18 protein-coding genes are annotated in these 19,329 nt (G+C 67.3%); 7 read left to right on the top strand and 11 right to left on the bottom strand.

Going from position 1 to position 19,329, the window contains the following annotated elements:
• Nucleotides 1-5: 5 nt before the first annotated feature.
• Complete coding sequence (sctC, locus tag HLG70_RS18470) at nucleotides 6-1,904, top strand: type III secretion system outer membrane ring subunit SctC (protein ID WP_171667396.1); 1,899 nt, start codon at nucleotides 6-8, stop codon at nucleotides 1,902-1,904.
• Here the strand turns inward: sctC and HLG70_RS18465 are convergent.
• From HLG70_RS18465 to HLG70_RS18450, 4 genes are all read right to left on the bottom strand, one after another.
• Complete coding sequence (locus HLG70_RS18465) at nucleotides 1,901-2,467, bottom strand: RNA polymerase sigma factor (RefSeq protein ID WP_234103126.1); 567 nt, start codon at nucleotides 2,465-2,467, stop codon at nucleotides 1,901-1,903. The genes sctC and HLG70_RS18465 overlap by 4 nt on opposite strands.
• Nucleotides 2,468-2,688: 221 nt before the next feature.
• Nucleotides 2,689-3,261 (bottom strand): hypothetical protein, encoded by a 573-nt coding sequence (locus HLG70_RS18460; protein ID WP_171667324.1) that lies wholly within the window; start codon nucleotides 3,259-3,261, stop codon nucleotides 2,689-2,691.
• A 164-nt stretch (nucleotides 3,262-3,425) separates the two neighbouring features.
• A complete protein-coding gene (locus HLG70_RS18455; RefSeq protein ID WP_171667325.1) occupies nucleotides 3,426-4,595 on the bottom strand; it encodes an ABC transporter substrate-binding protein in 1,170 nt (389 codons plus the stop codon).
• The gene (locus HLG70_RS18450) at nucleotides 4,592-6,595 is read right to left on the bottom strand and encodes a SpoIIE family protein phosphatase (RefSeq protein ID WP_171667326.1); all 2,004 of its coding nucleotides are present in this window, start codon (nucleotides 6,593-6,595) and stop codon (nucleotides 4,592-4,594) included. The genes HLG70_RS18455 and HLG70_RS18450 overlap by 4 nt, the downstream gene beginning before the upstream one ends.
• A gap of 145 nt (nucleotides 6,596-6,740) precedes the next feature.
• Here HLG70_RS18450 and HLG70_RS18445 point away from each other — a divergent pair, with 145 nt between their 5' ends.
• On the top strand, nucleotides 6,741-9,173 hold the full coding sequence (locus tag HLG70_RS18445; RefSeq protein WP_234103125.1) for an MFS transporter: 2,433 nt from the start codon (nucleotides 6,741-6,743) through the stop codon (nucleotides 9,171-9,173).
• Between the two features lie 66 nt (nucleotides 9,174-9,239).
• Here HLG70_RS18445 and alr read toward each other — a convergent pair whose 3' ends face one another.
• The gene (gene alr / locus HLG70_RS18440) at nucleotides 9,240-10,394 is read right to left on the bottom strand and encodes an alanine racemase (RefSeq protein WP_171667328.1); all 1,155 of its coding nucleotides are present in this window, start codon (nucleotides 10,392-10,394) and stop codon (nucleotides 9,240-9,242) included.
• Between the two features lie 135 nt (nucleotides 10,395-10,529).
• The gene (locus HLG70_RS18435; protein WP_171667329.1) at nucleotides 10,530-10,961 is read right to left on the bottom strand and encodes an ATP-binding protein; all 432 of its coding nucleotides are present in this window, start codon (nucleotides 10,959-10,961) and stop codon (nucleotides 10,530-10,532) included.
• Nucleotides 10,962-11,115: 154 nt separating this feature from the next.
• On the opposite strand from HLG70_RS18435, the gene HLG70_RS18430 reads away from it, so the two are divergent.
• Nucleotides 11,116-11,451 carry an STAS domain-containing protein gene (locus HLG70_RS18430; protein ID WP_057286912.1) on the top strand — a complete coding sequence of 112 codons (336 nt, stop codon included), beginning with the start codon at nucleotides 11,116-11,118 and terminating at the stop codon, nucleotides 11,449-11,451.
• A 9-nt stretch (nucleotides 11,452-11,460) separates the two neighbouring features.
• Here HLG70_RS18430 and HLG70_RS18425 read toward each other — a convergent pair whose 3' ends face one another.
• Entirely contained in the window at nucleotides 11,461-11,691 is a 231-nt protein-coding gene (locus HLG70_RS18425; protein ID WP_171667330.1) for a hypothetical protein, read from the bottom strand.
• 199 nt (nucleotides 11,692-11,890) lie between these two features.
• On the opposite strand from HLG70_RS18425, the gene HLG70_RS18420 reads away from it, so the two are divergent.
• From HLG70_RS18420 to HLG70_RS18410, 3 genes are all read left to right on the top strand, one after another.
• Nucleotides 11,891-12,820: an NUDIX hydrolase gene (locus HLG70_RS18420; protein ID WP_171667331.1), complete on the top strand. Its 930-nt coding sequence runs from the start codon at nucleotides 11,891-11,893 to the stop codon at nucleotides 12,818-12,820.
• A gap of 82 nt (nucleotides 12,821-12,902) precedes the next feature.
• On the top strand, nucleotides 12,903-13,787 hold the full coding sequence (gene nadC, locus HLG70_RS18415; protein WP_171667332.1) for a carboxylating nicotinate-nucleotide diphosphorylase: 885 nt from the start codon (nucleotides 12,903-12,905) through the stop codon (nucleotides 13,785-13,787).
• Between the two features lie 3 nt (nucleotides 13,788-13,790).
• Nucleotides 13,791-14,777, top strand: a complete 987-nt coding sequence (locus HLG70_RS18410) for a tripartite tricarboxylate transporter substrate binding protein (protein WP_171667333.1) — start codon at nucleotides 13,791-13,793, stop codon at nucleotides 14,775-14,777.
• Nucleotides 14,778-14,868: 91 nt separating this feature from the next.
• Here the strand turns inward: HLG70_RS18410 and HLG70_RS18405 are convergent, their stop codons facing one another.
• Nucleotides 14,869-15,549 (bottom strand): tellurite resistance TerB family protein, encoded by a 681-nt coding sequence (locus HLG70_RS18405; RefSeq protein ID WP_171667334.1) that lies wholly within the window; start codon nucleotides 15,547-15,549, stop codon nucleotides 14,869-14,871.
• A gap of 169 nt (nucleotides 15,550-15,718) precedes the next feature.
• On the opposite strand from HLG70_RS18405, the gene HLG70_RS18400 reads away from it, so the two are divergent.
• Nucleotides 15,719-16,117 carry an OsmC family protein gene (locus tag HLG70_RS18400; RefSeq protein WP_171667335.1) on the top strand — a complete coding sequence of 133 codons (399 nt, stop codon included), beginning with the start codon at nucleotides 15,719-15,721 and terminating at the stop codon, nucleotides 16,115-16,117.
• Between the two features lie 43 nt (nucleotides 16,118-16,160).
• Here the strand turns inward: HLG70_RS18400 and fabI are convergent, their stop codons facing one another.
• The 3 genes from fabI to gloB all read right to left on the bottom strand — a co-directional run bounded on the left by fabI (nucleotide 16,161) and on the right by gloB (nucleotide 19,311).
• Nucleotides 16,161-16,946: an enoyl-ACP reductase FabI gene (gene fabI / locus HLG70_RS18395; RefSeq protein WP_171667336.1), complete on the bottom strand. Its 786-nt coding sequence runs from the start codon at nucleotides 16,944-16,946 to the stop codon at nucleotides 16,161-16,163.
• A 117-nt stretch (nucleotides 16,947-17,063) separates the two neighbouring features.
• Nucleotides 17,064-18,482 carry a transglycosylase SLT domain-containing protein gene (locus HLG70_RS18390; RefSeq protein ID WP_171667337.1) on the bottom strand — a complete coding sequence of 473 codons (1,419 nt, stop codon included), beginning with the start codon at nucleotides 18,480-18,482 and terminating at the stop codon, nucleotides 17,064-17,066.
• 7 nt (nucleotides 18,483-18,489) lie between these two features.
• Nucleotides 18,490-19,311: a hydroxyacylglutathione hydrolase gene (gloB, locus tag HLG70_RS18385; RefSeq protein ID WP_171667338.1), complete on the bottom strand. Its 822-nt coding sequence runs from the start codon at nucleotides 19,309-19,311 to the stop codon at nucleotides 18,490-18,492.
• Between the last annotated feature and the right edge of the window lie 18 nt (nucleotides 19,312-19,329).

The following is a 19,329-nucleotide window of genomic DNA, read 5'->3' as shown; positions in this document are numbered from 1 at the left end:
AGCGGATGATTCTGGCGACTGCCCTGTCGCTGGGCGTGAGTGGCGCAAGCGTGGCCGCGCCGAACTGGGCCAACGTGCCTTACAGCTACTACGCGCGCGACGAGAACCTGCAGACGCTGCTGCGCGAGTTCGCGGGCGGTTTCAGTTTGTCGCTGCAGATGGGGCCCAGCGTATCGGGCACCGTCAACGGCAAGTTCAACGCCAACTCGCCCACGGAATTCCTGGACCGGCTGGGTGGCGTGTACGGCTTCAACTGGTTCGTCTACGCGGGCACCCTGTTCGTCAGCCGCACGAACGATATGAAGACGCGCTCGGTCAGCGCCATGGGCAGCTCGATCAGCGCCTTGCGCCAGGCCTTGCAGCAGCTGGGTATCCTGGATCCCCGCTTCGGCTGGGGCGAATTGCCGGACCAGGGCATTGCCCTGGTTTCGGGCCCTCCGGGCTATGTGGATCTGGTCGAGCGCACCGTGGCCGCCCTGCCGATGGGCGCGGGCGGCCAGCAGGTGGCGGTGTTCCGGCTCAAGCATGCGTCGGTGAACGACCGCACCATCAGCTACCGCGACCAGAAGGTGGTGACCCCCGGCTTGTCCACGGTGCTGCGCAACCTGATCACGGGTGGCGGCGGCGGCAACAACAACGAAACGCTGTCGGCCATTGCCGCGCCCTTGCGCGACAGTCCGCCCATCTTCCCGCAGGCCAACGGCGGCCCGTCAGCGGACAGCGCGCCCATGGTCGCGGCGGCCAATGGCGCGCCCGTGCCGGCGCCGGCGGCCAAGGGCGGGCTGCGCCTGCGCGAACCGACCGTCCAGGCCGATGCCCGGCTCAACGCCATCATCGTGCAGGATATTCCGGACCGCATTCCCATCTACCGCAGCCTGATCGAACAACTAGACCTGCCGAGCACGCTGGTCGAGATCGAAGCCATGATCGTCGACGTGAACTCCGACCTGGTCAATGAGCTGGGCGTGAACTGGGGCGCGCGCGCGGGCACCACCAGCTTCGGCTACGGCAACCTGGCGCTGACGCCCAGCGGCGGCCTGCCGGTGGACGGCGCAGCGGCGTTGTCGCCGGGCACGATCGGCGTCAGCGTGGGCAGCAACCTGGTGGCGCGGCTGCGCGCGTTGCAGACCAAGGGACAGGCCAACATCCTGTCGCAGCCTTCGATCCTGACCGCCGACAACCTGGGCGCCATGATCGACCTGTCTGACACGTTCTATATCCAGACCCGTGGCGAACGCGTGGCGACGGTGACGCCCGTCACGGTGGGCACTTCGTTGCGGGTGACGCCGCGCCATATCGAATCCAGGGAGGGTGCCCGGGTCGAGCTGACGGTGGACATCGAGGACGGGCGCATCCAGGAAGAACGCCCGATCGACGGCCTGCCGACCGTGCGCAAGAGCAATATCAGTACGCTGGCGGTGGTGGGCAATGACCAGACGCTGCTGATCGGGGGCTACAACAGCAGCCAGAATTCCGAGCAGGTGGACAAGGTGCCGTTCCTGGGAGACATCCCGGGCCTGGGCATCTTCTTCTCGAACAAGTCCAAGACGGTGCAGCGCCGCGAGCGGCTTTTCCTCATCCGGCCCAGGGTCGTCGCCGTCAACGGCGAGGTGGTGGCGCTACCGGGTGCGGCGAATACCGCGCCGATGCTGGATGCGACCTGGAACGGCGGCACGCCGATGACGGCGGGACAATACCTGGACCTGGCGCAGGGCCAGCGCACGCGGATCCAGTTCGGGCCCAACGTGGAAGTGCGGGGCGGCGGCGGGCCGTTGCGCGTGTCGGAGTGGATGCAGGGCGTGCCGACGGCGCAGCCGGTCTTGCAGGGCAAGTCCAACGCCACGCAGGGGCCGGTGATCCAGGTGGCGCCGGTGGCGGCGCCGGGCACGGGCAGGGCGCCTTAAGCGTCCAGGCGCAGGCCCTTCTGGGCCATCTTGTCGCGCAGCGCCGAGCGCGCGCGCGACAAGCGGCTGCGCACGGTGCCGATGGGCACGGTCAGCAGCGCGGCCGCCTCTTCGTAGGAGATATCGTCCAGCCCCACCATGAGCAGAATATCGCGCATGTTCTCGGGCAGTTCGTCCAGCGACTCCTGGAGCAGTGCCATGGTCTGGTTCTGCTCCAGCACGCGGTCGGGAGACAGGTCGGAGGACGCATGGTCTTCCAGCACGCTGTCGCTGACGAAGTCATGGCGGCGTTCCGGCGCGCGCGACAGGTGGTTGCGCACCAGGTTCAGCGCAATGCCATAGAGCCAGGAAGACAGCTGCGATTCGCCTCGAAAGCTGTGGTAGGAACGGGCCGCCTCGACAAAGGCCTGCTGGGCCAGGTCCTCGGCTTCGGTGGAGTTGCCGATGTGCTTGATGATGAAGCGCTGCAAACGGCTGGAGTGCTCGCGCACCAGGTCGCGCAGCAGGTAGTCGTCACCGGAATCCCATCCCTGGCTTTCGCCTTCCGCGCGAATGGGCGGCATATCCGCTTCCGGGGAAGCGGGCGTGCAATCGCTGGGATTGGTCATGGAATGAGAGAAAAGAAACGAGTTTTAAGCTACTAGTTACTACATGTATGGCGAATTATCGCAGCTTCGCCCCGTCACAATATTTCGAAAATTGAAATATTGCGCTAAAAGTCGGTTTTTTCCGGCGCTATTTGTAAAAACAAGTAAATTGTTGGACTTAATTCCGCTTCGTGGAATTAGCCGGTTTTGAGCAGATCCCGCAGCCATCCGGCCGCCGTGGCCAGGGATACGGGGCTCAAGCCAGAGCGGGCAGCCTGATCGAATCGCGCCTCCATGGCCTGGTCCAGCGCCGTGCGCCGGGCGGCGTCCAGGCTGGATGGCGCGACACCGGCATCGTTGCAGGCTTGCTGGAATGCCGGGGTGTTGCCGGCCGCGGACGTGGCCAGGCGGGTCATGAAGTCGACGCCGGACAGGGCATGGCTGGACGTTTCCGCCATGTCGATCGCGGCGGCGACGGTGCGGGCGGACAAGGGCTTGCCCGGGTTGGGTTCCAGGCCAAGCTCGCGCGAAACCGCGCTGGCGATTCCCTGGCCGTAGCTCTGGGCCAGCGCCTGCGCAAACATGGAGGCCGTGTCGACATCGGGGGCCACCCACGCCACGCTGCGGCCGCCGGGCGTGGCGCCCATGCCGAGCACTTGCAGCTTTTCGCCTGCGATATCGACGTATATGTCCTGACCACCTTCCGCGGCTTTGGCGAAGGTGTCCAGAGAGATGAATGGCGACGAAGGGGTAACCGATGAAATTGTCATGCAGCCAAGAAATCCGGCGTGTCCTAAATCGGGCCCGTGAGAGGTCTAGTAGCTCGTGGGCTTGAGTAACCCGCGTGCTGCTTTAGTTCCACGGTAATGACACGTGAGCCATTTTATGCCATTCAACGGGCCTCCCCGTCTTCGGGCGAATTCGACACATGGCGTTACTGCGCTTCATAGACTTCATCCGCGGCCAGCAGGATATCCACGGGCGGATCGAAACCGATGACACGCGCCGTCTCCAGGTTCAGCGCGATCTTGGCCGGATCTATCCACACCTGCGACAACTCGCGAGGCTTGGCGCCGTTGAAAATGCGCGCCATCGTCTCGGCATAGAACAAGCCGACATAGGAGTAGTCCGCCTGGGCCAGGCTGAGCAGTAGGCCATGCTTGACCTCTTCCGAACCCAGCATCGAGAAGCTGGGCACGCGCGCCTGGCGCAAGATCTCGGCGATCGTATCGACGGACGCCGGGGTCACGCCCCGATGCACGGTGACGTAGACGGCGTCCACCTTCGAGGCCAGCCTGGCATAGCATTCGACGGCATTGCGCGTGGCGAGGTCGGCGGCGATGCCGTTGGACGGCGCGTTGCAGGTCAGCACCTCGAACCCCTGTTCGCGCGCGACCTGCTCCACGGCCTCGACCGCGCTGTAGGTGCGGCCTTCCGGGCTGTCTTCGTACACCAGCCCCAGGCGCTTGAAGGGCACGATCTCATGGAACAGGCGCACCTGCCGCTGATAGCGCTCGGGCTGGACCCGCGCATGCAGGTTGTCCAGGCCGCTGTCCTGGGCCGAGCGCGTGATGCGCGCGCCGACGGCATCGCTGGTGGAGCCCACGATGGTCGGCACGGGCGCGCCCATGGCGGCCATGTCCTGGCCGGCCCAGGTGCCCATGGCGATGACCAGGTCCAGGTCATGCTTTTCGGTCAGACGCTGCTTGATGGCCTCGCGCACCGCAGGGCGTTTGGCGGCGTCGAAATTGCCCGGCTGCCACCATGCGTCGCGCACGAACTCCAGGGTGTCGCTGCGCGCGTTGTCGGCCAGGAAGGTCCACATCTGTTCGCCGTTGAGTCCGTCGGGAATCGCGGGCACGCTGATCCAGCCCAGCTTCTGCAAGCCGTCGACGGTCACGCGCAAGGTGCGCGGATACTCGCTGTAGTCGCCGCTTTCGAAGTAGCCCAGACGCCATTTCTTGCCGTCGGGTCTGGGGGTGGGCTTGGTGGGGAATACCTGGGCCGCGGTCGTGGCGGAGGCCCCCGGGGCCGTCTGCGCCATGCTGGCCGCGGGCGCAAGCAAGGCCAGGCAAAGCATCAGGGTGGGTAACGATTTCTTCATGGGCGGCGGATCACAATCAATGTGATGTCATCGGATTGTTCCGCGCCGTCGGCAAAGGCCTGAACGTCTTCGAGCAGACGCTTGGCCAGGCTGGCCGAGGCTACGGGGGGATTGGACAGCACGGCCAGCAGGCGGGGATCTCCATACTGGGCGTCGTTCGGATTGACGGCTTCGGTAACGCCGTCGGTGTAGCCCACCAGCATTTCGCCGGGCGCCAGGACCGTCGACAGACTGCGGTATTCCAGGTCTTCCTGCACGCCGCAGGCCGGACCGCTGCGCCCTTCCAGCAGGCGCAGCGTGCCGTCCGCGCCCACCACCGCCGGCGGCAGATGGCCGGCGTTGGCCCATTGCAGCTCGCCGGTGGTCAGGTCCAGCACGCCAAGCAGCAGCGTGACGAACATCATGTTGGGATTGTTTTCGGACAGGCGGTTGTTGATCTTCTGCATCATCCGCGCCGGGTCCGTCTCGTCCTCGGCGGTGGCGCGGATCAGCGTGCGCGTCACCGCCATGAACAGCGCGGCCGGCACGCCCTTGTCGGACACGTCGCCGATCGCCAGGCACAGCCGCCCGTCGGGCAGCGTGAAGTAGTCGTAGAGGTCGCCGCCCACTTCCTTGGCCGGCAGCATCACTGCGTTCAGATCGACCTGTTCGCGGATCGCGCTGGAAAGCGGCACGGGCAACAGGCCCAGCTGGATCGCGCGGGCGATGTTCAGCTCGCTTTCGAAGCGTTCGCGGGCGGTGGTTTCGCGCATCAGCCGGGCCACGTTCTCGCGCAGCTTGTGGTCCATGAACAGGAACGAGGCGGCCAGCCGGCCGACCTCGTCCTTGTGTTTGTCCGGCAGCGCGGCGATGTGCGCGGGGACGCTGGATGCCGCGGTCAGGTCCTGCTCGGGCAGCAGGCGCGCGTAGCGGGTCAGCGTTTCCAGTGGGCGCACGATGCGGGCCGCCATCAGCCAGGCGCAGATCAGCGCCACCAGCATCATGCCCAGGAAGATCAGGGCCTGCCGGTTCAGCAGCTCGCGCGCGGGAGCGGTCAGGTCGCTTTCGGGCACGGCCGCCACCAGCGTCCAGCCCAGCGGCGCGAAGCGCGCGCTGTCGATCCGCCACGGCCCGCCACCGCCGTCGAACGACAGGCTTTGCAGCTCGCCGCCGCCTTTCTGCCGCGCCAGCAGGCCGCGCAGGGTCTCGCCCTGCGGGTTCGCGGCGTCGAGCAGGCCGGCCTGCTTCTCGGGCAGGGGCACGATCATCCGGCCGTCATCGGAGGCGATGAAGATGAAGCCCGATTGCGCCAGGGTCAGTTTGGACAGCGTGGCTCGCACCGAGCTTTCCATCTGCTCGCGGCGCGTCTGGATCTGTTCGATGACGTCGTGCGCGCTGTCGGTGATGGCGAACACCCAGTTCCACGGCCGGAAATAGCCGAAATAGGCGTAGCGCGTTTCGCTGTCGCCGCGTTGGGCGGAAGGCGGCCAGCGATAGATGGCGAAGCCGTAGCCGGATGTGCGGCTCTCTTCATATAGCGCCTGGGCAAGCGGGCGATTCTTGAAATCCGACAACTCCGACAGGTCGCGATCGATCATCTCGGGATTGCCGCTGGCCAGGACCTGGAAGTCGGCGTCATAGACGAAGGCATAGCGCCGGTCGTCGAACTTGAGGCGGTTGATCCACGCGCGCGCCATGCCTTTGGCCGCGCCCTGCGTCAGGATGCCGCGCTCGGCCAGGTCGGCGTAGGAGTTCAGCGCGGCGGCCACCACCGTGCCGGTCTGCATCAGTTGGCGGCGCCCGTTGCGCACGGTGGATATCTTGTCGGTCAGCAGCGCGCCCCAGCGCGCTTCGGCATCGCGCAAGACCAGTTCCATCACGTTGCTGACGGCATGACGTTCGCTGTTCATCACGGTGCGCGTCACGTTGCGCTGCGAAGTCAGCATCACGAATGCAGCCACCGCCACGAGAAGCGCCACGACCAGAAGAAAAATCTTGCTACGCAGCGACCGGAACGGCATGGAGGCAGTGGTGGGCGGTGTGGGGGAAGGTGTGAAAAAAGATGCAATTTGCATTAATTGTAAATACCATTGGTGCCCGTGTGTAAATACTTTGCGGTGTTTCAGCTCCATGCGTAGCGAACCAATTCAAATAGTGCTGGAGGGTTTGAAACGCCGCCCGGTGCTTGAAGTCACGTTGGCCTGTCTGGCCGTTTTGTTGCTGGCGCAGGCGCTCATCGGCGCGCTCAGCCTTTCCGCCTTGAACCGCCTGGTGGTGGACACCACCGCCGATCGCGTAGAAGTCATCGCGCGCCGCGCGGCGGGCAATATCGAAAACGGATTGCGGCTGGGTAAGCCGCTTGAGCAGTTCTTCGGCTTGCGCGACGGCCTGCGCGACAGCCTGTCGGGATCGCGTGATCTGCGCGGCGCGGCCGTGCTGCTGGCCGACGGCCAGACGCTGGCCATGCAAGGCGAATTGCCCGATGGCGCCATCGCGCTGGCCAAGGCATTGGATGCGGGCGGCACGCGCGAAGCCGGCGCGACGCGCCGCGCTTCCGGCGCGCTGATGTCCGTGGGCGAAGGCGCGGTGACGCTGGCGGTGCCGCTGGCCGGTGCCGGCGGCAAGGTGGTCGGCGCGGTGGTGCTGTCCGTGGCGAAGGACGGCGCCGCCAGCCGCCGCCTGATCGTGGACAACCTGCAGGTGCTGCTGGCCGTCACCATCGTGGTGGGCTTGGGACTGGCCGCCGTCTTCAAATACCTGGTGCCGCTGACCTCGCTTGCCGCGGGGGGGCGCGCCCGCTTCGTGGTGCCCTTGCTGGCGCTGGTCCTGGCCCAGGGCGTCTACGCGGCCTATACGATTTCCACGTTCCGCAGCGGCTGGCTGGAGGTCACGCGCAACAATGTCGGCCTGCTGGCCGAAGGCCTGCAGCGCGATCTGGACCGGGTGCTGGGATATGGCCTGACGCTGGACCGGCTGCGCGGCGTCGACGCGCCGTTCTCGCGCCTTGCCGCAACCTTTCCCGCAGTGGAGCAGATTGAACTGGTGGACAGCGCCGGCCGCGTGCTCGGCCGTGCCGATGCGCGCGGGCCGCTCGATGTTTCCGGATTGCCGGTCGCGCGTCCGCAGGCCGATGACCTGACGCTCGTGTTGCCGCTGGGCGCGGCGCGCCCCGATCCGCAGGCCCACGGCGACCTGGTGCTGCGCTTGTCCGGAGATGTCATCGCCGCCGGCGTGCGCAGCCGCGCGCTGGACGCCGTCACCGTGGTGGCCGTGGCGTTGGTCGCGGCCATCGAGATGCTGTTGCTGCTGGCGCTGCTGATGAACCGCGCCTTCGCCACGCGCGCGGTGCTGCCCGACGGCACGCGCCTCGGGCCCGACGACGCATCCGAGGTGGGCCGCATCGCGCGGCCCGTGATGTTCGGCTTCTTGTTCGCCTGGGCGTTGCCGCTGGGATTTCTGCCCTTGTATGCGCGCAGCCTGTCGGCGGGCGGACTGGATCTGCCCGCCAACTTGCTGCTGGCGCTGCCCATTTCCGTCGAGATGGGGTGTGGCCTGCTGACCTCGCTGCTGGCGGGCAGGCTGACCGACCGCAGGGGTTGGCAGGTGCCCGTGCTGGCCGGCCTGGGCGTGTCCTGCGCTGGCATGCTCGCCTGCGCTGCCGCCGGCGACCTGCTGATGTTCAGCGCTGCGCGCGGCCTGGTCGGCCTGGGCTACGGACTGACATGGATGGGATTGCAGGGCTTCATCGTCACGCGCAGTCCGGCGGGCTTTCGCGGGCGCAACATGACGGGCGTCATCGCCGGCCTGTTCGCCGGCCATCTGTCGGGCGCCGCCGTTGGCGCCATGCTGATGGAGCAGGTGGGGTTCCGCGCCGTGTTCGGCGTGGGGGCGGCCATGCTGGCGCTGCCGCTGGCCGGCGTGCTGATCCTGATGCGTCCGTACATGGACAGCGGCCGCAGCCTGGCGGGCCAGGCGGTCGCGCGGGTGCAGGCGAGCCTGTCGGACACGTTGCGGCTGCTCTTCACGCGCGACTTCGGCCTGCTGCTGCTGGGCAGCGTCATTCCGTTTTCCATCGCGCAGGTGGGCCTGCTGTCTTTCGCGTTGCCGCTCTATCTGGAGGCCGAAGGCGTGGCCGCGTCCAGCATCGGACGCGTGCTGATGATCTACGGCCTGTGCGTGATCTACGTGGGTCCGCTGATGGGCCGCGTGGTCGACCGCAGCCGCATCAAGAAGAGCTGGATCGTGCTGGGCGGACTGGTGGGCAGCGTGGGCATGCTCGGCCTGTACTTCAACAGCGGCCTGCTGGCCGCGGCGGCGGCCGTCCTGCTGCTGGCCCTGGCCAGCTGCTTTGCCGGCGCGTCGCAATCGCCCTACATGCTGGCCTTGCCCGATGTGCAGCGCTATGGCGCCGCCGGCGCGACCAGCGTCATGCGCGCCGCCGACAAGCTGGGCCAGATGGCCGGACCGCTGGTGGTGGGCGCGATGTTCGGCGCGGCGGGCATGGGCGCGGGGCTGGCCGCGACCGGGGTCATCTATCTGTGCGCCACCATGCTGTTCCTGCTGTTCGCGCCGGCGCGTCCGCGCGACGAGGCCGCCTGAACGCACGCGGGCCGGCCCGATGGCGGCTGGCGCGGCGACGGCGGCGTCGGGCTTGCGCGCCGTCATTCAGCGCGTGGTGTCCTGGCGGGCCAGTTGCATGGGCACTCGCGCGCTCAGGCCCGCCAGCAAGTCGGCCGCGATCGTGCCCGCCGCCGTGGCCACTTCCTCGACCGCCAGGCCGCTGGCGCCCCACAACGTCACCGGCGTGCCGATGCACGCATGCGGGACGGGGCCGAGGTCCACCGCCATCATGTCCATCGATACGCGGCCCAGCAGGCGAGTGCGCACGCCGTCGACGATCACCGGGGTGCCGGTCGGCGCGTGGCGCGGATAGCCATCCGAATAGCCGCAAGTGACGATGCCGACGTCCAGGGCGTCCGTCGCCACGAACGCGGCGCCATAGCCCACGCCGGCGCCGGCCTTCACCCGTTGGATACCCACGACCTGGGAGTGCAGCGACATGGCCGGCCGCAAATCCAGTTGCGCCGCGCTGGTATCGGCAAAGGGACTGGCGCCGTACAGGGCCAGCCCGGGCCGTACCCACTGCGTATTGCCGGCGCGCGCGCCGTGTTTCAGCAGGGCGGCGGAGTTGCTGGTGGACACCGGCCCCGGCAAGCCGGCGATCAAATCCCGGAAGACCGCATCGGCGCCGGCCACTCCGTCCGGTTCGTCGGCGCGCGCATAGTGGTTCAAGTGACCGACTTCGCCGGTCAAGCCCCGGCGGGACAGCGCGCTGGCGGTCTCGTACGCGGACAGGTAGTCGCCGGCGGCGAAGCCGGTGTGATGGATGTCGCCCGCGAAGCGCAGCCAGATCGCGGGGCGCTGGGTAAGCGGGGCCTGCGCCAGCCATTCCAGTTGCGCGGCGTGCGTGATCACCAGGTGCAGGCCGGGCATGTCGACGAGCAGCGCGTCCGCCGGCGAATACAGGCCGCCGTAGACCAGAACGGGGCCTTGCCAGCCCATGTCGCGGCAGGCGCGCGCTTCGTTCAAGTGCAGTACGGCCAGTCCGTCGGCGCCGCGCAGGGCCGGCAGGATGCGCGCCACGCCGTGGCCATAGGCATCCGCCTTCACCGTGGCCCACACGCGCGGCGCAGCGGCGCCCGCTGGCAGCGCGGCGCGCAGCCGCGCCAGGTTGTGGGCAACGGCGCCCGGGTCGATGCGGGCGTGCAGCGGGCGGGCGATCAATCCTTCTGGTCGATAGGGAGCATTCACGGGCGGCATCTGTGCAGGAGCGGCGCGCAACCGGCGCGCAGTCTATGCATGAGTGACGGATGCGCGGATTTCGTTCGGTACTTTCTACCTATGAACCGGAAATGCCCGATAGGGGGTCTTGATGGCCTGATATTGGCGGGCTGCTCAGGCGGCGCGCGCGACAAGCGTCAGGCGGTTGCGGCCGCCGCTGCGCGCATAGCGCAGGTCGTGCAGGTAATGCTGCATGAGGCGCACGCCGTGTCCGCCGATAGCGGCGTCGTCCAGCGATGCCGCCAGCGGGGGTGGCGGTGTCTTGGTGGGATCGTAGGGGCGTCCGTTGTCGACAATATCGAGCGAGATCCACTCGCTGTCCTGGCTGCAGGAGAGCGCGACGCAAGGAGGCGATCCGGCTTGGGCCGGATCGTCGAAGGCGTAGGACACGATGTTGGTCAACGCTTCGTCCAGGCTCAGCGACAGTCCGAAGTTCAGCTTGGGTGGCCACGCTTCGCGTTCGGCAATTCCCTCCAGCCATTGCATGGCGGCGGCAACGGCGTTCTGGTCGGGAACGAGGTCAAGCGTATCGGGCTGAGAGGGCATGAGTTGCCTTGCGTTCAGGGGTACACGTGCAGGCGCAAGTATGCACGATTGCCTCGTGTCGCGAACAGAGCGCGCCGGCTCGCGTATCATCTCGGCATCGCGCCGCCGCCCTCATGAGCAGGTGCAGGGCGCCGGTCACTTATCGGGAACCACTATGAGTCTCGCAATAGAGAAAGTCGGAGAAGTCCTGGTTGTCTCGCCCGAAGGCCAGATCAACAGCGGCAATGCCGCCGGCATCGAAGCCGACTTGCTGGCGCATGTCGAAAAGGGTGAAAGCCGTTTCGTGCTGGACCTGTCCAACCTGAACTACATCTCCAGCGCGGGCTTGCGCGTGGTGCTCGTGCTGGCCAAGCGCCTGAAGCAGGGCGCGGGCGCGCTGGTGTTGTGCGCGATGCAGCCGCATGTGCGCGAAGTGTTCGACATCAGCGGCTTCCTCGCCATCCTGACGGTGGTGGACACGCGTCAGGATGCGGTGGCGAAGGTTGCGTGACGCGAGGGCTCAGCCCTTGCGGTTTTCATAAGACGTATCCAGCACATCGTCCTCGGGCGTGATGATGCCGGGCTCTCCCGGTTCCGCGATGGCGCGCCCGCGCCGCGGCATGCCGGCGACGAGCTTGCTGTGGTCCGGCATCGGCAGGACTTCCGTGCCCTTGCGCGGGTCGGTGCTGGCCGGTTTTTCCGCATCGCCCGGCTTGGCGGCAAGATTGGGATCTGGGGCAGTTTTCAACATGGTGATCGCTCCGTCTGCGGGCGTCCCAGGATGGCGACGCGCCTGGATTCCAGTTCCATCTTAGGACGCCCGCGCGGCATCGTGGCCTTTTGGGCTGTCACGTTTGCAAGGGGCTGTTGCAGGACCCGAACCTTATAATTTCGAGCGCCACGCGGCCTTGCGGGCGGCGCCCGGTTTACCTCCATTTCATACGCCTACCTTGACCGAATCCGTCGAACGCTCCGTCCATGCAGAACTCGTTGCCGTGCTTGTCGCCGTCACCAACGGCGAGCCGCGCGTGCTGACGACCGACGATGCGCGCGCCTTGCCGGCGGGGCCGTTCGAACTCTCGCACCGCTCCTTGCAGGCGGGCCTGCGCGCCTGGGTGGAAGCGCAGACGCATCATCCGCTGGGCTATGTGGAGCAGCTCTACACCTTCGCCGACGGCGACCGCTCCGACGAGTCCGGCGGGCGGGTCATGTCGGTCAGCTACCTGGGCCTCACGCGCGAAGCGGGCGAGACCGGCGTGGCGCAAGTGGGATGGCAGGATTGGTATCGCTACTTCCCCTGGGAAGACCGGCGCGCCGGCACGCCGGCCCTGGTTGAAGAACTGGTCGTGCCGCGGCTGACGGCCTGGTGCGAAGACAGCGCCGATCCCGCCGTGCGCGCGCGCCGCCATCAGCGCGCCGCCATTACCTTCGGGTTGGACGGCGCATCGTGGAATGAAGACATGGTCCTGCAGCGCTACGAACTGCTGTTCGAGGCCGGGCTGGTGCCCGAAGCCGTGCGGCGCGGCGGGGGCCAGAACGTGCTGCCGGGGGAGCCGATGCGCCATGATCACCGGCGCATTCTCGCCACCGGCATCGCGCGCCTGAGGGCCAAGATCAAGTACCGCCCGGTGGTGTTTGAACTGATGCCCGCGCAATTCACGCTGCTGCAATTGCAGATGGCGGTCGAGGCGCTGGCCGGACGCGGGCTGCACAAGCAGAATTTCCGCCGTTTCATCGAACAACAGGCGCTGGTGGAAGAAACCGGCGCGATGGCCACCGGCACCACCGGACGGCCCGCCAAACTGTTCAGGTTCCGCCGCGACGTCCTGCTGGAACGCGCGATCGCCGGCAGCAAATTGCCGCTGTCGCGGGTGCTATGACGCTTGACAAGGCTTATGCTCGTCTCTAGCATAAGTGGTGCGCAATTCTTGCGCGCCTTTTTTTAACTCATAAATACTCAAAATGAGCATTAAAGCCGCAACTCCCGGCACCGTCACCCGACTGGCCGTTCCCCCTCTGCCGGAAGTCATGCTGGAGCCGCTGGTGCGCGCGGCATTGCTGGAAGACCTGGGACGCGCCGGCGACCTGACGACGGACGCCATCGTCCCCGCCGACGCCGTCGCAGAAACGCGGCTGGTGGCGCGCCAGGACGGCGTGCTGGCCGGGCTGGACCTGGCGCGCCTGGCGTTTCGCGTGATGGATCCGGGCATCGAGTTCGTGGTGTCGCAACGCGACGGCAGCGACCTTGCGCCGGGCATGGAGATTGCCCGCATCCGCGGCAGCGCCCGCGCGATGCTCAGCGCCGAACGCGTGGCCCTGAACTTCCTGTGCCATCTGAGCGGCGTGGCCACCGCCACGGCCTCCATCGCCCGCGCCATCGCCGGCCATGGCGCGCGGGTCACCTGCACCCGCAAGACCATGCCAGGCCTGCGCGCGGTGCAGAAGTACGCGGTGCGCGTGGGCGGCGGCGGCAATCATCGCTTCGGGCTGGATGACGCGGTGCTGATCAAGGACAACCACATCGCGCTGGCCGGCGGCGTGGCCACGGCCGTCGAGCGCGCGCGCGCCGGCATCGGCCACATGGTCAAGATTGAACTGGAAGTGGACACCCTGGAGCAGCTGGAAGTGGCGCTTTCCCTGGGCGTGGACGTGGTGCTGCTGGACAACATGAGCCTGGACGACCTGCGCCGCGCCGTCGCTATGGCGCGTGGCCGTGCCATCACGGAGGCCTCGGGTCGCATCACGCCCGAAACCGCCGCGGCGGTGGCCGCCACCGGCGTCGACCAGATCGCCGTGGGCTGGCTTACCCATAGCGCCAAGGTGCTGGACATCGGCCTGGACGCCTGAGCCATGAAACGCCTGCTCCGATCGTCTTTTTCGCTTCTGGCCCTGTCGCTGGCAGCCTGCGGCAATCCGCCGTCGGGCGAAGCGCCGGGTGATGCCGCATACCCCATGCACCCCATCACCATCGTCGTGACGTTTCCGCCGGGCGGCGGCACCGACCTGCTGGCGCGCCGCATCGGCGCCAGCCTGCAAGAGACGCTGGGCCAGCCCGTGGTCGTGGAAAACCGGCCGGGCGCCAGCGGCAACATCGGGGCGCGCATCGTGGCCGAAGCCGCGCCGGACGGCTACACGCTGCTGATGGTGAACAGTTCATTCGCGATCAACCCCGGCGTCTATCGCAATCTGGGCTTCTCGCCGAAACGGGATTTTTCCGCCGTCATCAATGTGGCCTTCGTGCCGTCGGTGTTCGTGGTGCCCGCCGAGTCGCCCCTGCGCAACCTGGACGACGCACTGGCGGCCGCCCGGCCGGGCAAGCCGCTACCGTTCGCATCCTGCGGCAATGGCACCCCGCAGCACCTGGCGGGCGAGATGCTGGCGCGCGCCACCGGGGCGTCGTTGCAGCAGGTGCCGTACAAGGGTTGTGGCCCGGCGCTGACCGACGTCACCGCCGGCCAGGTGGGCATGGGCGTCGTGACGGCGTCCAGCGCCGCGCCCCTGATCGCGGCCGGCAAGCTGCGCGCCCTGGCCGTCACGTCGCCGGCGCGTTCGCCGTTGATGCCGACCGTGCCCACGGTGGCCGAGCAGGGCGTGCCGGGCTACGCCCTGGACCAGTGGCATGGGCTGCTGACGCCGGCGGCCACGCCGCCCGCCGTGGTCGACAAGCTGAACGCGGCGGTGGCGAAAATCGTGCAACGCCCGGACGTGCAAGCCTCGTTACGCGAGCAGGGCTTCACGCCAGCCAGCAGCACGCCGCGCGAATTCCAGAAGATGATAGGCGCGGACATCGACCGCTATACCGCGCTGACCGAGTCCATCGGCCTGCGGGCGGACTGAGGGCCTTTTCCCGGGGGCCGGCCTGTTTTCAGGGCCGGCCTTTCCCGTTGGGCGGCCATCCCGTGGCCTGGGGGCCAGGCCGTGGCGGTCCTCAGGCAACCGCCGCCTTGGCGTGCTGTTCCAGCTGTTCCTTCAGCCCCGGCTGCAGCTTGAGCTGGCGCGCCAGTTCGTCCAGGTACGCGCGTTCCATATAGCTTTCCTCGTCCACGACGAGCAGGCTGGCCAGATACATTTCCGCGGCCATTTCCGGCGTCTTGGCCGATTGCGCCACGACGCCGGGGTCCAGCGGACGCGCGAGCTCGGTTTCCAGCCAGCGGCGGTCCTGGGCGTCCGACGACAGCTTGGCCAGCTCGGTTTCCAGCAGCGCGCGTTCCTCGGGGCCGATATGGCCGTCGGCCTTGGCCGCGCCGATCATGGCCGTGAGCACGGCGCTGCTGTGCTGCTCGGCCTCGGGCGCGGGCAGGCGGTCCAGCGTCTGCGGCGGGGCGGCAGGGGCGCCGGCCTGGTTGCGCTGCCAGTCGCCATAGGCACGGTAGGCCAGTGCGCCCAGCGCGGCCATGCCGCCGTACATGGCGACCTTGCCGCCGATATTGCGGGCCTTCTTGCTGCCCAGCAGCAGGCCCAGCGCGCCCGCGCCCAGGGCGCCGCCGCCCAGGCCGCTCAAGAACGAGGAGCCTTTGCCGCCGGTCGCGTTCTGCACGCGGTTGGTGGTCTCGGAAAGCAGGCCTTGTCCGGACTGCAGCAGTTGATCAAGTAATTGTCTGGCGCTCATGCGGCCTCCTGAGGGGTGTTCGGATACTGCGGATAGGGATATCCGACCAACTCCGCGGCAGGAAGTTCAGCTTTTCGTCAGCAGGCCCCGCCGACCACCACGGCGTCGCCAAATGCTACAACGTCCCTAGTGGCGGCCGCCCGGGCCGCCTGCCCTGGAGATCCGATCCATGAGTATCCGCGTGCGCCAGAATGCGCCTCAGACCCTGCAATTCACCGCCACGGCCGAAGGCCATGACCTGCCCCTGGCGATGCCGCAGCCGCAGGGCGAAGGGCCCGATCCGCATGACTATTTCGATACCGCGCTGGGCGGCTGCAAGGCGATGACGCTGATGGTCTATGCGCAGCGCAAGGGCTTGCCGCTGGAATCGGTGGGGGTGGAGGTGGTGCGCGATGCCGGAGAAGAGCGCAAGGGCATCTACCGCCTGACGGCCAAGCTGACGCTGCATGGCGAGCTGTCCGACGCCCAGATCGATGAACTGCTGGCGGTGGCCGAGAAATGCCCGATCCACAAGCTGATGACGGCGGTGGACGTGCAGGTGTCCACGCTGGTGGTGCGGCCGGCCTGAGCGGCCGCGCGGGCGGGGCGCAGAACCCCGCCCGCGGAAGCGATCAGTCTTCCATGCCCGGGACGACGGTCGAGAAGCCGCCGTCCACGTGGGTGATTTCGCCCGTCACGCCGGCTGCCAGGTCCGACAGCATGAAGGCCGCGACGTTGCCCACGTCCTCGATGGTGATATTGCGGCGCAGCGGCGACTGGCTTTCCACGAACTTCAGGATGGCCGAGAAGTCCTTGATGCCGCTGGCGGCCAGCGTCTTGATCGGGCCGGCGGAAATGCCGTTGGCGCGGATGCCGCGCGGGCCCAGCGCCGTGGCCAGGTAGCGCACGCTGGCTTCCAGCGAGGCCTTGGCCAGGCCCATCGTGTTGTAGTTGGGCACGACGCGCTCGGCGCCCAGGTAGGTAAGCGTCAGCACGGAACCGTTGCGGCCTTCCATCAGCGGCAGCGCAGCCTTCGCCATGGCCGCGAAGCTGTAGGCCGAGATGTCGTGCGCGATGCGGAAGCCTTCGCGCGACAGACCGTCGAGGAAGTTGCCGGCGATGGCTTCGCGCGGGGCAAAGCCGATGGAGTGGACCAGGCCGTCCAGGCCGTCCCAGTGCTGGGCCAGTTCGGTGAACGCGCCTTCGATCTGGCTGTCCTCGGCCACGTCGCACGGCAGCACGATCTTGCTGCCGAATTCGGCGGCGAACTCGCTCACGCGGTCCTTGAAGCGGTCGCCCACATAGGTGAACGCCAGTTCGGCGCCTTGCTGGTGACAGGCGCGCGCGATGCCGTAGGCGATGGATCGGTTGGAAAGCACCCCGGTGACCAGGATGCGCTTGCCGGCGAGAAAGCCCATATATCTATCCTTTGATTTTGCCCTTCTGGAGACCGCCTATTTTAAGGAGTTTGGCGGCTCCGCGGGCGTGAAAACGCGGCGCCCGCTGCGGGCGCCGCGCTGTCCGGTCATTTGCGATCAGCCGCGGGCGTTGGTGCCCGGCACGCGGATCTGCGCGCCCACCTTCAGGGCGCTGCCCTTCAGGTTGTTGAGCGCGCGCAGCGCGTCCACCGTGGTGCCGTACTGCTTGGCCAGCGAGAACAGGGTGTCGCCCTGGCGGACCTTGTGGTTGCGGACGTTGGGGCGGGCGCTGGCGACGCGGGCGGCGGGCGCCTGCGCGGCGCGGGCGCGCGGCGCGGCGGCCTTGTTGTCCGCCGGAGCGGAATCCAGCGCGCCCACGGGGGGCGCCAGGGACGCAATCTGGACGCCGCCGGTCCCGGGTTCGCCGGGCACCAGCAGGGACTGGCCCGAGGCCGACTTTTGGCGCGAGCCGATGTCATTGGTCTGGCGCAGCGAGGCTTCGGTCACGCCGAAACGCTTGGCGATGGACGCGTAGGACTCGCCGCGGCGCGTATGGTAGATCTTCCAGGCGCTCAGGTCGCCCTTGTAGTTGGTCAGGTTCGCGTTGAAGATCTCGACGCGATCGGCCGGCAGCAGCAGGGTGGGGCCGTGGTCGCCGCGGATGACCGGGCGGTTGAACGACGGGTTCAGGGCCTTGAATTCGTCCAGCGGCATTTCAGCCAGCTTGGCGGCGATTTCCAGGTCGATGTCGCTGTTCTTCTGCACCGTCACGAAGTAGGGCGTGTTGCCCACGGGGGGCAGCGCCACCGCATAGCGCTGCGGATCGGCAATGATGTTCTTGATGGCCTGCAGCTTGGGCACGTAGTTGCGGGTTTCATCCGGCATGTTCAGGGACAGGTAGTCCGTGCCCTGGCCGGCCGCTTCGTTCTTGGCCATGGCGCGCTGCACCGAGCCTTCGCCCCAGTTGTACGAGGCCAGCGCCAGGTACCAGTCGCCCTGCATTTCAAACAGTTTTTCCAGGTAGTCCAGCGCCGCATTGGTCGAGGCGATGGGGTCGCGGCGCTCGTCGCGCCACCAGTCCTGCTTCAGGTTGAAGTGCTGGCCGGTGGCCGGCACGAACTGCCACAGGCCCGAGGCCTGGGCGCGCGACAGCGCCGTCGGGTTGTACGCGCTTTCCACGAAGGGCAGCAGCGCCAGTTCGGTAGGCAGGCCGCGGCGATTGATTTCGTCGACGATGAAATACAGGTATTTGCCGGCGCGTTCGGCCATGCGCTGCACCGCCTCGGGGTGGGACGCGTAGTAGTCGGTCCACTGCTGCGAGAGGTCGGTGTTCAGGTTGGGGATGGCGAAACCGCGGCGGATGCGGTCCCAGGCGTCGGCGGGCGGGTTGGTCAGGTCAACCGTTCTGGACGTATCCCGGGCGATATAGCGCCCTTGGGAATTGGTGGTGAGGTTCTTGCTATCGGGGGCTTTGGTTCCTGCGCAACCGGCGAGGACTGCCAGCATGAGCGGCAGAAGGAGTCGGGATAGATTCATCAGGTTGTCACTTGAAATCGTTCTTCCATTCACGAAGGGAGGCAAAGACCTCTACCGGCGTATCTTGGCCGCGGCCGGCCCAGCTTGCTGCGGCGCGGGCGACATCGGGTTGCTGCGTGCGCAAAAACGGATTGGTCGCGCGTTCCTGACCGATGGTCGACGGAAGCGTGGGGATTCCTGCTGCTCGTAATTGCTGGGCCCGCTGGTACCACTGTTGCAGGGTACGGTTGGCCGGTTCTACCGCCAATGCCCAGCGCAAGTTCGCTAGAGTGTACTCGTGCGCGCAAAAAACCTTTGTATCTGGCGGTAAAACGGAAAATTTTTCCAAGGAATCAAGCATTTGCGTGGGAGTGCCTTCGAAAAGACGGCCGCAGCCCCCGGCAAACAAGGTGTCGCCACAGAACAATACGGGTTCCACCCCGGCCGCCCGGCCGGCATAGGCGATATGCCCGGCGGTGTGACCCGGCACGTCCAGCACGGCAAGGTCCAGGTCCAGTTCCGGCAGCGTCACCCGGTTGCCTTCGGTCAGCGGGACGTCGCAGCGCGGCAGGCGCTCATGCGCGGGACCATATACGGTAATGCCCCCGATGCGTGACAATTCGGAAACGCCGCCCACATGGTCGGCGTGATGGTGCGTGAGTAGAATGGCGCGCAGCCTCAAGCCTTGCTGCTCAAGGAATTGCAGTACCGGGCCGGCATCGCCGGGGTCCACGACGGCCGCCTGGTCGCCATGGATGATGGCCCAGATGTAGTTGTCGGAGAAGGCGGGCAAAGGCAAGACCGCGGCGTTGCGTTCGCGGCCGCCTGCGGGGGCGGTCAAGGCTTGCATGGGATTCGAAGGAATAAA

Source organism: Achromobacter deleyi, from assembly GCF_013116765.2.
Lineage (GTDB): Bacteria > Pseudomonadota > Gammaproteobacteria > Burkholderiales > Burkholderiaceae_B > Achromobacter > Achromobacter deleyi_A.
This window is presented reverse-complemented; position numbering and strand designations above follow the sequence as displayed.